This window comes from Streptomyces sp. IBSNAI002 (assembly GCF_052244475.1).
In the GTDB taxonomy this organism is placed as follows: domain Bacteria; phylum Actinomycetota; class Actinomycetes; order Streptomycetales; family Streptomycetaceae; genus Streptomyces.
In genome coordinates this window covers 4,853,664-4,867,591 of record NZ_JBQPXG010000002.1, presented here as the reverse complement: position 1 = coordinate 4,867,591, position 13,928 = coordinate 4,853,664, and the positions used below count along the sequence as shown (strand labels likewise).

Here is a 13,928-nt window from a genome sequence, read left to right as displayed (position 1 = left end):
TCCTAACGCCCCACCGAAACACGAAAGCCCAGCTCAGACGAGGTCTGAGCTGGGCTTTCCGCGGGGCCCCCTGTCGGATTCGAACCGACGACCTACGCATTACAAGTGCGTTGCTCTGGCCGGACTGAGCTAAGGAGGCGCGTGCCGCGCGCCCGGATGCCGGGCACGGAGCGGCTTCACTCTACACAGCAGGCCAATCCCGAAGCCATCACGTTGTGAATCGATGCCCGCCGGGTGCTGACAGGAGGCGGGGCGGGCGGGTAGCGTCGAGCGGAGTCCAGGGCACTGGACTAGACCTTCCACTCGGATCGTCCGGCACGTTCCTGCCGGTAGAAGGGATCATCACCCATGGCTTCTGTCACTTTCGACAAGGCGACCCGTCTGTACCCCGGCGGCGACAAGCCCGCCGTCGACCAGCTGGAGCTGGAGATCGAGGACGGCGAGTTCCTCGTCCTCGTCGGACCCTCCGGCTGCGGCAAGTCCACCTCGCTGCGCATGCTCGCCGGTCTGGAGGACGTCAACGGCGGCGCCATCCGCATCGGTGACCGCGACGTCACGCACCTGCCGCCCAAGGACCGGGACATCGCGATGGTGTTCCAGAACTACGCGCTCTACCCGCACATGTCCGTCGCCGACAACATGGGCTTCGCGCTCAAGATCGCCGGCGAGGACAAGGCCACCATCCGCAAGAAGGTGGAGGACGCGGCGAAGATGCTGGACCTGACCCAGTACCTCGACCGCAAGCCGAAGGCGCTCTCCGGCGGCCAGCGCCAGCGCGTCGCCATGGGCCGGGCCATCGTGCGCAAGCCGCAGGTGTTCCTCATGGACGAGCCGCTGTCGAACCTCGACGCCAAGCTCCGCGTCTCGACCCGTACGCAGATCGCCGCGCTCCAGCGCGACCTCGGCATCACCACCGTCTACGTCACCCACGACCAGGTCGAGGCCATGACCATGGGCGACCGCGTGGCCGTGCTCAAGGACGGGCTGCTCCAGCAGGTCGACACCCCGCGCAACATGTACGACCGCCCGGCGAACCTGTTCGTCGCCGGGTTCATCGGCTCCCCGGCCATGAACCTGGTCGAGGTCCCGATCACCGACGGCGGTGTGAAGTTCGGCGACAGCGTCGTGCCGGTGTCGCGCGAGGCGCTGTCGGCCGCGGCCGACGCGGGCGACCGCACCGTCACGGTCGGCGTGCGCCCCGAGCACTTCGACATCGCGGAGAGCGGCGGTCTGACGATCGTCGTGAACGTGGTCGAGGAACTCGGCGCCGACGGCTACGTCTACGGCTCCACCGCGACCGCCGAGGGCGCGCAGGACCTCGTGGTCCGCGTGGGCGGCCGCCAGGTCCCGGAGAAGGGCTCCAGCCTCCACGTGGTGCCGCGCGCGGACGAGATCCACGTCTTCTCGACCTCCTCCGGCGAGCGGCTGTCCAAGTAGCAGCTCCCGCGGGGTTCAGCAGGGTTGGAGGGGCGTCCCGTCAAGGGGCGCCCCTCCGGCGTTCGTTGCCGGGTGCCCGAACCCCGGCAGACCGGGCCATTCGGCCCCAACCGTCAACCCCTAATTCGAAAAACCACGTCGAACCATCCCCCGACAGAGTGACTAAATGTCGCCAAATCTTCACCGAGCGCTACTCTCGCCCTCGTGACCCACACTGCCCGCCGTATCGGCCGTTCCCTCGCCCTGGTCCTGCCCGTCGTCCTGGTCCTGTCCGGGACCCTCGCGGTCACCATGGTCCCCTGGGCGGACACCTCTTCGTCCCAGATCCTGACCGCCTCCGCCGAGGACGTCTCCGTCCCCGCCAAGCCGCGCCCCGCGCCGCACGAAGTACTGCGCGACACGCTCGTCGGCGAGATCCAGCAGGGCAAGGAGCCGGGTGACGTGCTCACCCACCTCCAGCAGGAGGTCGACAAGCGGCCGTCGCTGGCGTCGCACTGCGTGGGCATCGCCCGCGCGCTGGGCCGGGCCGCGGTCGACGCCTACGGTCCGACGAAGGCGCAGTCCTTCGCCCGCCCGGTGTGCGACACCTCCTACGCGTCCGGCGTCGCCTCCATGGGTTGAGGCGCACCGCGTCCCTACCCTGGCCCGCATGACCGACACCCCCCGATCCGCCCCTCCCGCAGCCGCGTTCCCCGCCGCCCCCACCCAGGCCGTCGTCCTGGCCGGCGGCCAGGGTTCGCGGCTGCGCCCGTACACGGACGACCGCCCGAAGCCGATGGTGGAGATCCCGGGCACGGGGGTGCCGATCATCGGGCACCAACTGGCCTGGCTGGCGTCGGAGGGGGTGACGGACGCCGTGGTCTCGTGCGGGCACCTGGCGGGAGTGCTCCAGGAGTGGCTGGCGCAGGCGGAGTTGCCGCTGCGGGTGACGACCGTGGTGGAGGAGGAGCCGCTGGGGCGGGGCGGGGGCCTGAAGTACGCGGCACGCAGCCTGCCGCATCCCGACCGGTCCTGGTACGCGACGAACGGCGACATCTGGACGCGGTTCTCGCTGCGCGAGATGGCCGCCTTCCACGCGGAGCGCGGTGCGGTCGCGACGCTGGCGCTGGCCCGTCCGCGGATTCCGTGGGGCGTGGTGGAGACGAACGAGTTCGGGCAGGTGCTGGACTTCATCGAGGCCCCGCCGTCGCCGTATCCGGTCAATGCGGGCGTGTACGTCTTCGGGCCCGGATTCGCGGCGCTGCTGCCTGACTTGGGGGACCACGAGCGCACGACGTTCCCGCGGCTGGCCCGCGAACGGCGGCTGGCGGGCTTTCCGCTGCCCCAGGGGGCCTACTGGCGGGCGATCGACACGGCGAAGGACCTCACCGAGGCCGCAAGGGAGTTGGCGGCTCAGACGGCCTTCTGAGCCTTTTCGCACACTTGCACCCGGTTCGCTCGTACAAGCCCGTCCGCCCTTCCGCCCGTCCACCCCCCTCTTCCCTTACGGTGCTTCGCGCGCTCGGGACGCGCAGAGGGGCCCGGCACGCCGTGCGCGCCGGGCCCCTGTGCTGTCGATGCCGGTCGGTTCCGGACGGCCGGGTTCAGCCGAGGAGACCCCCGACCAGACCGGGCTGCTTGGTCGGGGTGCTGCTGCCGCCGGTGCTGCTCCCGGAGGAGGTCGGCGGCTTCTGCGGGGCGGACTGGCGGGGGGTGCTGCGCGGGGTCTGCCGGCCCGTGGCGCCCTTGGTGGCGCTGGGCGACTGGGAGCCCGTACCGGCGGTCTCGCGGGCGGGGCCGCCGGACGCGCCCTTGCCGGACTTCGCGGCGGGTTCGGAGGCACTGGCCGAGGGCTGCGCGGGCTTGGCGGGCTGCTGCTGCGGGGACTGCTGCTGCGGTCGGCGGGCCGGCTCCTGCGGGAGCGGACGGCCGGGCAGGTAGTTGCTGGGGGCCTGGCCGGGCCCAGGGACGGTGACGACGGTGGTGGAGCGGACGGCCCCGCCGAGGAGGGAGCCGACGAGCAGGGTGAGTCCGCAGATGACGCTGGCCATGAGGGCTCCGCGGCGCAGGACGCGCCGGCGCAGCCGCCAGACCTCGGAGCGCGGACCGAGGGTGCGCCAGGCCTCCCCGGCGAGGCGACCGTCGAGGGAGTAGACGGGGGCGCCCGCGATGATCAGCGGGCTCCAGGCGGCGAGGTAGATGATGTCGGGCGCGTCGTAAGCGGGAACGGTCTTCCAGCTGACGGTCATCAGGAGGGCGGCGGACAGCAGCGCCCCGAAGCAGGCGGCGAACCGCTGCCAGAGCCCGAAGACGGTCAGGACGCCGACGATGACCTGGAGGAAGGCCACGCTCAGGCCGGCGCCGACGGGGTGGGCGAGGGCGAAGTCGCGCAGGGGTTCGGCGAGCGCCCAGGGCTGGAGGGTGTGCAGCCAGGTGACCATGGAGCCGCGTTCGCCGCCGTCGAAGTAGACGGGGTCGCACAGCTTGCCCATGCCGGCGTAGATGGAGATGAAGCCGAGGAAGACGCGCAGCGGGAGCAGGACGACGCCGAGGTTCATCCGGCGGCCCGGGTAGTAGGAGGCCTGGCCGCGGGAGTCGGTGCCGCGCCGGGCGTCGGACCCGTGGTCGGGTCCTCCGCCGCCGTGGTGGCCGGGCCCGTGGGGCAGGTCGCGTACGGCGGCCAGCGGACGGGTCTCGTCGGGGTCGCCGTAGGTGCGCTGGCCGATGACGGTGGGGGTGGCGAGGGTGTCGTCGGCGAGGTCGTGTGCCAGGTCGATGCGCGGGATGACCTGGGTGGCGCCGCCGTCGTACTCGTCGTTGCCGCGGCCGGCCTCGCGTACGGCCTGGAGGAGCCCGCCCATGGCCGCTCCGTCGCCGGGGGCGGCCTTGCCGCTCCAGACCACGGGGGCTCTGCGGCGGGTGGCTCCGGCCGCGGCGACCACGGCGCCGCCGAGGACGGGGGCGCGGCCGGGGGCGTTCGCGGGCTTGGAACGCGCGCTCGGGCTCGGTGCGAGCCGCACGCGGAAGCTGGCGTGGTTGACGATGACCTGTGCGGGGTCGCACGGCACCTTGACCATGCTCAGCGCGGGCTGGTCGTCGAACCCTGACGTTCTGGTGTCCACACTCATCTAACCGAGTGATCAGTGTTTAGGACACTGCCTTGACAGCAGGGATCTGTCCGAGACCCGTCAAGATCAAGCCACCCCGCCCGAAACGGGCGGGGTGACAGCCTCACGGGTCACTTTCCGTGAGCCAAGTGGATCAAGCGGATCGATCCGACCGGATCGATCCGACCCCGCGGATCAGGTCCGGCCGCGGTCCGCGCGGCGGCGGGCGGCCTCGTAGAGCACGACACCGGCCGCGACACCGGCGTTGAGGGACTCGGCGCCGCCCGGCATCGGGATGCGGACGAGGTAGTCGCAGTTCTCGCCGACGAGGCGGCCGAGGCCCTTGCCCTCGGAGCCGACGACGATGACGACGGGCCCGGCGAGCGCTTCCAGGTCGTTGACGGTGTGCTCGCCCTCCGCGGCCAGGCCGACGACCGCGATGCCGGCCTTCTTGTACTCCTGGAGCGCGCGGGTCAGGTTGGTGACGCGGGAGACCGGGGTGCGGGCGGCGGTGCCGGCCGAGGTCTTCCAGGCACCGGCGGTCATGCCGGCGGCGCGGCGCTCGGGGATGACCACGCCGTGGCCGCCGAAGGCGGAGACGGAGCGGACGATCGCACCGAGGTTGCGCGGGTCGGTGACCCCGTCGAGGGCCACGATCAGCGGGTCCTCGCCGTTGTCGTACGCGGCCGCGGTGAGGTCCTCGGGGTGCGCGTACTCGTACGGCGGGACCTGGAGGACCATGCCCTGGTGGTTGAGCCCGTTGGTCATGCGGTCGAGCTCGGGGCGCGGGGCTTCCATCAGGTTGATGTTGCCGCGCTCGGAGGCGAGCTGCAGCGCCTCGCGGACGCGCTCGTCGTTGTCGATGAACTGCTGGACGTACAGGGTGGTGGCGGGTACTCCGTCACGCAGCGCCTCGAAAACCGGGTTGCGGCCGACGACCATCTCGCTGGTGCCCTTGGGGCCGCCGCGACGGGGGGCGGGGCGGCGCTTGGCGGCCTGGCGGGCCATGGCGCCGGCGATGCGGTTCGCCTTGTGCTTCTTGCGGTCCTCGGCCTTGGGCGTGGGGCCCTTGCCTTCCAGACCCTTGCGCCGCTGGCCACCGCTGCCGACCGTCGCGCCCTTCTTGTTGGACGTGCGGCGGTTCCTGCGCTGGCTGTTCCCGGCCATGACTTCTACCTGTTTTCGTTGATGCTGCGGTATGTACGTATGAAGAGTGTGCCGCCCGGAGCGCCGGGCGGCACACCAAGCTCAGCTGCCCGGGCTCAGCGCGGACCGAGCGTCCAGCGCGGGCCCGCCGGACTGTCCTCGATCACCAGTCCGGACTGCTGGAGCTGGTCGCGGATGGCGTCGGCGGTCGCCCAGTCCTTGCGGGACCGGGCCGACTCGCGCTGTTCCAGGACGAGGCGCACGAGGGTGTCGACCGCGCCGTGCAGGTCCTCGCCGCGGTCGGCCTCGCCCGCCCAGTGCGGGTCGAGCGGGTCCAGGCCGAGGACGCCCAGCATGGCGCGCACCTCCGACAGGCGCGCGATGGCCGCGTCCTTGTCGTCGGCGGCCAGTGCGCTGTTGCCCTGGCGGACGGCGGTGTGGATGATCGCGAGCGCCTGCGGGACGCCGAGGTCGTCGTCCATGGCCTCGGCGAAGGCGGGCGGGACGTCGGCGGCCGGCTCGACGGGCTTGCCGGCCTTCTCGATGACGCGCTGGTAGAAGCCCTCGATCCGCGCGAAGGCGGACTCGGCCTCGCGCAGCGCCTCCTCGCTGTACTCGATCATCGAGCGGTAGTGCGGGGTGCCGAGGTAGTAGCGCAGCACGATCGGGCGCCACTGCTTGACCATCTCGGAGACGAGCACCGAGTTGCCCAGCGACTTGGACATCTTCTCGCCGGACATGGTGACCCAGGCGTTGTGGACCCAGTAGTTCGCGAACTCGTCGCCGAAGGCCTTGGCCTGGGCGATCTCGTTCTCGTGGTGCGGGAAGATCAGGTCCAGGCCGCCGCCGTGGATGTCGAAGGCCTCGCCGAGGTACTTGTGCGCCATGGCGGAGCACTCCAGGTGCCAGCCGGGGCGGCCGCGGCCCCACGGGGTCTCCCAGGAGGGCTCGCCGGGCTTGACGGACTTCCACATGGCGAAGTCGCGGGGGTCGCGCTTGCCGGTCTCGCCGGTGGACTCCGGCTGGCGGATGTTGTCGAGCTCCTGGCGGGACAGCGAGAGGTAGCCGGGGTAGGACTTCACGTCGAAGTAGACGTTGCCCTCGGACTCGTAGGCGTGGCCGCGCTCGATGAGGCCGCGCATCATCTCGACCATCTCGGTGACGTGGCCGGTGGCGCGGGGCTCGTAGGTGGGCGGGAGGCAGCCCAGGGCGGCGTAGCCGTCGTTGAAGGCACGCTCGTTCTCGTAGCCGATGGACCACCAGGGGCGGCGCTGCTCGGCGGACTTCGCGATGATCTTGTCGTCGATGTCCGTGACGTTGCGGATGAAGGTGACCTCGTAGCCCCGGTACTCGAACCAGCGGCGCATCATGTCGAAGTTGAGGCCCGACCGGATGTGCCCGATGTGCGGGGCCGCCTGCACCGTGGCGCCACACAGGTAGATCGAGACGCAGCCCGCGGTGAGCGGGGTGAAGTCACGGATCTGCCGGGCGCTGGTGTCGTACAGGCGAATAGTCACGGCATCCAGGGTAGTGCGCCTGTAGCAGTGCCCCGCGACCCTTTGGGGACGCGGGGGCCTCTTTGTTGCGGAAGAAGTGTCTCCGTACGGGGCACTACGCGGGATTCGTCCGGTACACGAGGGCTGTCGCGATGGCGGCGAGCCCTTCGGCGCGGCCGGTGAGGCCCAGTCCGTCGGTGGTGGTCCCGGATACCGACACGGGGGCGCCCGCGGCGGCGGCGAGCGCCTTCTGCGCCTCTTCGCGCCGCTTGCCGATCTTCGGGCGGACGCCGATCACCTGGATGGCGATGTTGCCGATCTCGAAGCCCTCGGCGCGCACGATGCGGGCGGCCTCCGCCAGGAGGGTGACGCCCGCGGCTCCGGACCACTCGGGGCGCGAGGTGCCGAAGTGCGCGCCGAGGTCGCCGACGCCGGCGGCGGAGAACAGGGCGTCGCAGGCGGCGTGCGCGGCGACGTCGCCGTCGGAGTGCCCGGCGAGGCCGTCCTCGCCCTCCCACAGCAGTCCGGCGCACCACAGCTCGCGGCCCGCCTCGAAGGCGTGCACGTCGGTGCCGATGCCGACGAGCGGCAGGAGGGGGGCGGGGGCGGGGGCGGCGCCCGTGCCGTCGCCGGCCGGGCCGGTGGGGCTAGTACGCATCGGTGGCCCTCCTGCGGGCGAGTACGGCCTCGGCGAGGACCAGGTCGAGGGGGCGGGTGACCTTGAAGGCCTCTTCGTTGCCCGGGACCACGAAGACGGTGACGCCGAGGCGCTCGACCATGCCCGCGTCGTCGGTGGCTCCCTCGCCGGCCACGGCGATCTCCTCGTGCGCGCGGACGAGGGTGGCGCGGTCGAAGCCCTGCGGGGTCTGCACGGCGCGCAGCCGGGCCCGCTCGGGCGTGGCGACGACCGGCTCGGGCTCGCCGGGCCTGCCGGGCTCGACCTCCTTGACGGTGTCGGCCAGCGGCAGGGCGGGCACCACGGCCGGGGCGCCCTCGCGTACGGCCTCGACGACGGAGTCCACGGTGTCGACGGGGACCAGCGGGCGGGCCGCGTCGTGGATGAGTACGGAGGTGACGTCCTGCGGCAGGGCGTCGAGACCGGCGCGTACGGACTCCTGGCGGGTCTCCCCGCCGGGCACGACCACGATCTCGGTGCGTTCGGGCAGCGCGTGCTCGTCCAGGAGGAGGCGTACGCCGTCGGCTCCGTCGGGCGGGGCGACGACGACCACGAGGGAGACCGCGCGGGAGCGGGCCATCGCGCGGACGGCGTGGACGAGCATCGGGATACCGCCGAGGGCGCGCAGGGCCTTGGGGGCGCCGGGGCCGAGGCGTACCCCGCGGCCGGCGGCCGGGATCACCGCGGCCGTGCGGTGGGGGCGCGTTTCGTCAGACATCAGTAGGTAGCTCCGAGCCAGGTTTGTGACTTCGGCCGACATGGGTATGGCCTGAAGGGTGCCGGGTGCGACGCCCTCGCCCCTTCCGTGACGACCGGTCGAGCAGGCTGCCCGGGCCCGGCACGCCAGTGAGGTGGTTCAACAGGCGTGAGTGCGGTGTGAGTGCGGAAGGTGTGGGTACAGACATGCCGCAGCGCCCGGCAACAGGCCCCTCGTGGAGGAGAGGCCTTGTCAGCGGGCACCGCGGCACAACTGTGTACACATTGTTCTGATGAACACTGTTTGCTGTACGGGGTCTCGCGTCAGGACGCGAGCACCTCGTCGAGGAGGGCCTCGGCCTTGTCCTCGTTCGTGTTCTCGGCGAGCGCGAGTTCGCTCACCAGAATCTGGCGCGCCTTCGCGAGCATGCGCTTCTCACCCGCGGAAAGCCCGCGCTCACGCTCACGACGCCACAGGTCACGCACCACTTCGGCGACCTTGATGACATCGCCAGAAGCGAGCTTCTCCAGATTTGCCTTGTAGCGCCGGGACCAGTTCGTCGGCTCTTCTGCATACGGTGCGCGGAGCACCTCGAAGACCCGGTCCAGCCCGTCCTGGCCGACTACGTCGCGAACACCGACGAACTCCGCATTGTCCGCAGGCACACGAACCGTCAGGTCGCCCTGGGCGACCTTGAGCACCAAGTAGGTCTTGTCCACGCCTTTGATCTGACGAGTCTCAATGGCCTCGATCAGCGCGGCCCCGTGATGGGGATAGACCACGGTGTCGCCAACCTTGAACGTCATGTGACAGGTACCCCTTCCGTGGCTATCCAGGGTAACACGAGAACCGACTGTTATGAATGGCGTTTTCGCAGGTCAGAGCACATCTCAGGGCTTGACAACAGCGACACGAACGTGCTGCGGAGGGCTTCCGGAAGGGGGTATTCGCAGGTCGGGGGTGCTGTGCGGACCGGGCGAAAGGGCCACGCTACACCCGTCCGGCTCCCCCGCCAGTGTGAGGTACGTCCCGTTTTGCCGGTTTCCGAGTCGGGAAACCGAACTACTCCGTTCGACTGGCGGCCGGCCCGCGCGGAGCGGTTCCGGCCCAATCCCGAATTGATCACGCGGCGGGGTCCGGCGGAATCCCGGAATTGATCACCGGGCGTGCGTCTCGCGATATGCGGTGCCACATGATCGGTGTGTGATCGCCGCGTGAACGGCGTGGTGATCGGCTCGGTGATCGCTCCACGATCGGCCCGGTGATCGGCCCGGTGATCGACACCGTGATCGACACCGTGATCGACACCGTGACCGGCCTGCGGATTACGAGATCGCGGGAGTGGGCGCGGACCCCCGGCAGGGCGGGCGCCGTACTGCGGAGGGTCGGGTGCGGGGGCGGGGCGGCGGCTCGGTAACCTAAGGCCCGCTGACACACCCTTAGAGCGGCTTTACCTCGGCCGTTCCCAAGGGAGCCCACCCTCCCGTTCCGTACGTCCAAGGAGTTGCCGCCGCCGTGAGCCGCAGCCTTCGACGCGGCGCCCTCGCCGCCACCGCCGTCGTGTTCTCGATCGCCTCGCTGGCCGCATGCGCAGCGGGCAACGACGCGGAGACCCTCCGGATCAAGCCGGACAACGCCGCCGTCACCAAGGGCGACATCAAGGTCCAGAACGCACTGGTGATCAGCCAGGGCGCGAAGGAAAAGAAGGGCCCGGCCGCCGTTTCCGCGACGGTCTTCAACTCGGGCACCAAGGAGCAGACGCTTGACGGCATCACCCTCCCGGGTGGCAAGGGCAAGGTCGTACTGAAGGCGGCCACGGGCACCGGCAAGATCATCGTGCCGGCCGGCGGCTCCGTGGTGCTGGGCGGCAAGGGCAACCCGTCCGCCACGATCGAGAACGGTGCCGAAGGCCCCAAGGACGGCGACGTCCAGGAGATCGTCTTCCAGCTGAGCAGCACCGGCGACGTCGGCCTGCAGGCCTTCGTGGTCCCGGCCACCGGCATGTACGCGGGCTACGGCCCGACCGCGCCCCCGGCCGCGGGCCCGACCCCCTCGGGCAGCGCCGCGGGCACTCCGTCCGGCAGCCCCTCGGGCAGCCCGTCCGGCACCCCCGCGGGCACGCCGTCCGGCACCCCCGCGGGCACGCCGTCCGGCACCCCGTCGGGGACCCCCGCGGGCACCCCCTCGGGCACGGCCTCGCACGCCGCGGGCCACTGAGCACATCGCACGAGGGAAGGGCCCCGGTCGCATCGACGACCGGGGCCCTTCCCACATCCCTGCGACGTGCACCGTCGGCTTACGGCTCGAACTTGTAGCCCAGGCCGCGCACCGTGACCAGGTAGCGCGGCGCGCCCGGGTCCGGCTCGATCTTGGCGCGCAGGCGCTTGACGTGGACGTCCAGGGTCTTGGTGTCACCGACGTAGTCGGCGCCCCAGACCCGGTCGATCAGCTGCATGCGGGTCAGTACGCGGCCCGCGTTGCGCAGCAGCATCTCCAGCAGGTCGAACTCCTTCAGCGGGAGGTCCACCTTCCCTCCGGCGACGGTGACCACGTGGCGGTCGACGTCCATCCGTACGGGGCCCGCCTCCAGGGCCGCCGGGGTGACCTCCTCCGGCTCGCCGCGGCGGCGCAGGACCGCGCGGATGCGGGCGACCAGCTCCCGCGAGGAGAAGGGCTTCGTGACGTAGTCATCGGCTCCTATCTCCAGCCCGACGACCTTGTCGATCTCGCTGTCCTTCGCGGTCACCATGATCACGGGGACATTGGAGCGGCCGCGCAGCTGCCGGCAGACCTCCGTGCCGGGCAGGCCGGGGAGCATCAGGTCGAGGAGGACGAGGTCGGCGCCGTTGCGCTCGAACTCGTCCAGCCCGTCGGGCCCGGTCGCGGCGATGGCGACCTCGAAGCCCTCCTTGCGGAGCATGTAGGACAGGGCGTCGCTGAATGATTCCTCATCCTCGACGACGAGCACTCGGGTCACGGAAGGACCTCCGGGGCAGGAATGGCTGTTGCTGGTTCAGTCAGGGGTGGGGCGGGTGCGGGGGTCGTCGCCGGGGCCGGCGCGGCCGCTTCGGGGAGTCGCAGCGTGAACGTGGAGCCCTGGCCCTCCGAGCTCCACACCGACACCTCCCCACCGTGCGAGGCGGCCACGTGCTTCACGATCGCAAGGCCGAGGCCCGTGCCTCCCGTGGCGCGGGAGCGGGCCGGGTCCACGCGGTAGAAGCGCTCGAAGATGCGCTCGCGGTCCTTTTCCGGGATGCCGATGCCCTGGTCGGTCACGGCGATCTCGATCAAGTCTCCCCCGGGAGCCGCGACCCTGCGCCCGGCTATGCCGACGCGGGTGCGGGCGGGGCTGTAGTTGACGGCGTTCTCGACCAGATTTCCGAGGGCTGCCGCGAGCTGTCCGCGGTTGCCCCAGACGCGCAGGTCGGCGGTGCCGCCCGCGGCCATGGTGATCTGCTTGGAGGAGGCCGTGTGGCGGCAGCGGTCGATCGCCTCCGCGACCAGCGTGTCCACGCGGACGGGCTCGGCGTCCTCCAGCGGGTCGTCGTTCTGCACCCGGGAGAGGTCGATGAGCTCCTGCACGAGGTTGATCAGGCGGGTGGCCTCGATCTGCATGCGGCCGGCGAAGCGGCTGACCGCCTCGGGGTCGTCCGCGGCGTCCATGACGGCCTCGGAGAGCAGCGAGATCGCTCCGACCGGGGTCTTAAGCTCGTGGGACACGTTGGCGACGAAGTCGCGGCGTACGGCCTCGATGCGGCGGGCCTCGGTGAGGTCCTCGACCAGGAGGAGCACCAGGCGGGAGCCGAGCGGGGCCACGCGCGCCGAGACGGCGAGGGCCTCGCCGCGGCCGGTGCCGCGCCGGGGCAGGTCCAGCTCGACCTGGCGTATCTCCCCGTCGCGGCGGGTGTCGCGGGCCATGTGGAGCATGGGTTCGACGGCGAGCTTGCCGCCGCGGACCAGGCCCAGGGCGTACGCCGCCGAGCTGGCCTTGACCACCGCGTCGCCCTCGTCGAGCACGACGGCGGAGGAGCGGAGCACGGAGAGGACGGTGTCCACGCCGGGCGGGAGCACCGCGTTGATGTCGGGGCGCATGGAGCTCCGGGTGGGGCGGGCTTGGTCGCGCTCGCTCCAGCGGAACGCCAGCATCGCGATCACACCGGTGCAAAGACCGGCGATCGCTGCAGCTGCGGCGACCGCCGCGTTCACGTCCATGCATCCAGGTTAAGCAGGCACGACGACACTTCCACAGCCGTTCGGGTGCCACCTCGAACACTCGTCGCCCAGAGTTCACCCTGGCGACGGGGTTGATTCATTTGTGATGCCGGAGTCGGACGCGTTTACGGCTCACCGTGTCAACGTGGGGCCAGCGGCCGCCCCGGCCGGCCCCCGGGCAGTAGTGCTGTAGGTCAAGAGAGGGACACCAGACATGCGTGACGCGTACCACGAGGAACTGGACTCGATCGGAGAGGGCCTGGTCGAGATGGCCCGGCTGGTCGGTTCCGCGATCGGGCGGGCCACGACGTCCATGCTCGACGCCGACCTGAAGCTCGCCGAGAGCGTCATCGCCGCGGACCAGAAGGTCGACGACCTCCAGCACGACCTGGAGGCGCGGGCGATCGCCCTGCTGGCCCGGCAGCAGCCGGTCGCCACCGACCTGCGCATCGTCGTGACCTCGCTGCGCATGAGCGCGGACCTGGAGCGCAGCGGCGACCTGGCCCAGCACGTGGCGAAGCTCGCCCGGCTGCGCTTCCCGGACACGGCCGTGCCGCGGGACCTGCACGCCACCATCCTGGAGATGGGTCAGCTGGCGCAGCGCCTGATGGCGAAGGCCGCCGAGGTCATCATCACCAAGGACGTCGACCTCGCGCTCCAGCTGGAGCAGGACGACGACGAGATGGACCAGCTGCACCGCACGCTGTTCCAGCACCTGATGGACGACCGCTGGAAGCACGGCATCGAGACGGCGGTCGACGTGACGCTGCTGGGCCGCTACTACGAGCGCTTCGCCGACCACGCGGTGTCGGTGGCCAAGCGCGTGGTGTACCTGGTGACGGGCGAGCACGCGGACGAGCTCCAGCCGCCGACCCAGGTCGAGGGCGTCTGACGCACGGGCGTGAGCCCCAATGCGCCGTTGACGCGCCGGTGTGGCTGGGCATGAATGAGGCGAGGCGGTCCGTCGTACGGCGGCCCGTACGCCGCCTGCGCGAGGAGGAACCATGCCCGATTCCCCCGTCCCCATCACACCGGAACAGGAGCAGCCGCCCCGACCGGAGCCGCTGCGCCTCCCGCTGCTCGCAGCGTGCGGCTGCGGCTCGGGCTGCGGCTGCGGATGCCAGTCCGGCGCGCCGTGCCAGTGCGGCGGCTGATCCCCGCCGCCGTCAGTACTCCGA

At 71.2% G+C, this 13,928-nt stretch carries 15 protein-coding genes and 1 tRNA gene; 6 read left to right on the top strand and 10 right to left on the bottom strand.

What is annotated here, in order from left to right:
• Positions 1-64: 64 nt before the first annotated feature.
• A tRNA-Thr gene (locus ACTVZO_RS23610) sits at positions 65-139 on the bottom strand.
• A 209-nt stretch (positions 140-348) separates the two neighbouring features.
• Here ACTVZO_RS23610 and ACTVZO_RS23605 point away from each other — a divergent pair.
• The 3 genes from ACTVZO_RS23605 (at position 349) to ACTVZO_RS23595 (ending at position 2,845) form a co-directional block, all read left to right on the top strand.
• A complete protein-coding gene (locus ACTVZO_RS23605; RefSeq protein WP_443300279.1) occupies positions 349-1,437 on the top strand; it encodes an ABC transporter ATP-binding protein in 1,089 nt (362 codons plus the stop codon).
• Between the two features lie 204 nt (positions 1,438-1,641).
• A complete protein-coding gene (locus tag ACTVZO_RS23600) occupies positions 1,642-2,058 on the top strand; it encodes a hypothetical protein (RefSeq protein WP_384218584.1) in 417 nt (138 codons plus the stop codon).
• A gap of 28 nt (positions 2,059-2,086) precedes the next feature.
• Positions 2,087-2,845, top strand: a complete 759-nt coding sequence (locus ACTVZO_RS23595; protein WP_443300278.1) for a nucleotidyltransferase family protein — start codon at positions 2,087-2,089, stop codon at positions 2,843-2,845.
• Positions 2,846-3,020: 175 nt separating this feature from the next.
• Here the strand turns inward: ACTVZO_RS23595 and ACTVZO_RS23590 are convergent, their stop codons facing one another.
• The 7 genes from ACTVZO_RS23590 to ACTVZO_RS23560 form a co-directional block, all read right to left on the bottom strand.
• Positions 3,021-4,544, bottom strand: coding sequence for a DoxX family protein (locus ACTVZO_RS23590; protein WP_443300277.1), 1,524 nt, complete (start codon positions 4,542-4,544; stop codon positions 3,021-3,023).
• 174 nt (positions 4,545-4,718) lie between these two features.
• Positions 4,719-5,690, bottom strand: a complete 972-nt coding sequence (gene rlmB / locus ACTVZO_RS23585) for a 23S rRNA (guanosine(2251)-2'-O)-methyltransferase RlmB (RefSeq protein ID WP_443300276.1) — start codon at positions 5,688-5,690, stop codon at positions 4,719-4,721.
• 95 nt (positions 5,691-5,785) lie between these two features.
• Complete coding sequence (cysS, locus tag ACTVZO_RS23580; protein WP_443300275.1) at positions 5,786-7,186, bottom strand: cysteine--tRNA ligase; 1,401 nt, start codon at positions 7,184-7,186, stop codon at positions 5,786-5,788.
• A gap of 94 nt (positions 7,187-7,280) precedes the next feature.
• Complete coding sequence (ispF, locus tag ACTVZO_RS23575; RefSeq protein ID WP_443300274.1) at positions 7,281-7,823, bottom strand: 2-C-methyl-D-erythritol 2,4-cyclodiphosphate synthase; 543 nt, start codon at positions 7,821-7,823, stop codon at positions 7,281-7,283.
• Complete coding sequence (gene ispD, locus ACTVZO_RS23570; protein ID WP_443300273.1) at positions 7,813-8,559, bottom strand: 2-C-methyl-D-erythritol 4-phosphate cytidylyltransferase; 747 nt, start codon at positions 8,557-8,559, stop codon at positions 7,813-7,815. The genes ispF and ispD overlap by 11 nt, the downstream gene beginning before the upstream one ends.
• A gap of 302 nt (positions 8,560-8,861) precedes the next feature.
• Complete coding sequence (locus tag ACTVZO_RS23565) at positions 8,862-9,344, bottom strand: CarD family transcriptional regulator (protein ID WP_003953493.1); 483 nt, start codon at positions 9,342-9,344, stop codon at positions 8,862-8,864.
• Between the two features lie 316 nt (positions 9,345-9,660).
• Positions 9,661-9,846 carry a hypothetical protein gene (locus ACTVZO_RS23560; protein ID WP_443300272.1) on the bottom strand — a complete coding sequence of 62 codons (186 nt, stop codon included), beginning with the start codon at positions 9,844-9,846 and terminating at the stop codon, positions 9,661-9,663.
• 207 nt (positions 9,847-10,053) lie between these two features.
• Here ACTVZO_RS23560 and ACTVZO_RS23555 point away from each other — a divergent pair, with 207 nt between their 5' ends.
• Positions 10,054-10,755, top strand: a complete 702-nt coding sequence (locus ACTVZO_RS23555) for a DUF461 domain-containing protein (RefSeq protein WP_443300271.1) — start codon at positions 10,054-10,056, stop codon at positions 10,753-10,755.
• 79 nt (positions 10,756-10,834) lie between these two features.
• Here ACTVZO_RS23555 and ACTVZO_RS23550 read toward each other — a convergent pair whose 3' ends face one another.
• The gene (locus ACTVZO_RS23550) at positions 10,835-11,515 is read right to left on the bottom strand and encodes a response regulator transcription factor (protein WP_030387286.1); all 681 of its coding nucleotides are present in this window, start codon (positions 11,513-11,515) and stop codon (positions 10,835-10,837) included.
• Positions 11,512-12,750 (bottom strand): sensor histidine kinase, encoded by a 1,239-nt coding sequence (locus ACTVZO_RS23545; RefSeq protein ID WP_443300270.1) that lies wholly within the window; start codon positions 12,748-12,750, stop codon positions 11,512-11,514. Before ACTVZO_RS23545 ends, ACTVZO_RS23550 begins: the two co-directional genes overlap by 4 nt.
• Positions 12,751-12,964: 214 nt before the next feature.
• Here ACTVZO_RS23545 and phoU point away from each other — a divergent pair, with 214 nt between their 5' ends.
• A complete protein-coding gene (gene phoU, locus ACTVZO_RS23540; protein WP_112449136.1) occupies positions 12,965-13,642 on the top strand; it encodes a phosphate signaling complex protein PhoU in 678 nt (225 codons plus the stop codon).
• Positions 13,643-13,754: 112 nt separating this feature from the next.
• On the top strand, positions 13,755-13,904 hold the full coding sequence (locus ACTVZO_RS23535; RefSeq protein ID WP_167344738.1) for a hypothetical protein: 150 nt from the start codon (positions 13,755-13,757) through the stop codon (positions 13,902-13,904).
• The last annotated feature ends 24 nt before the right edge of the window (positions 13,905-13,928 follow it).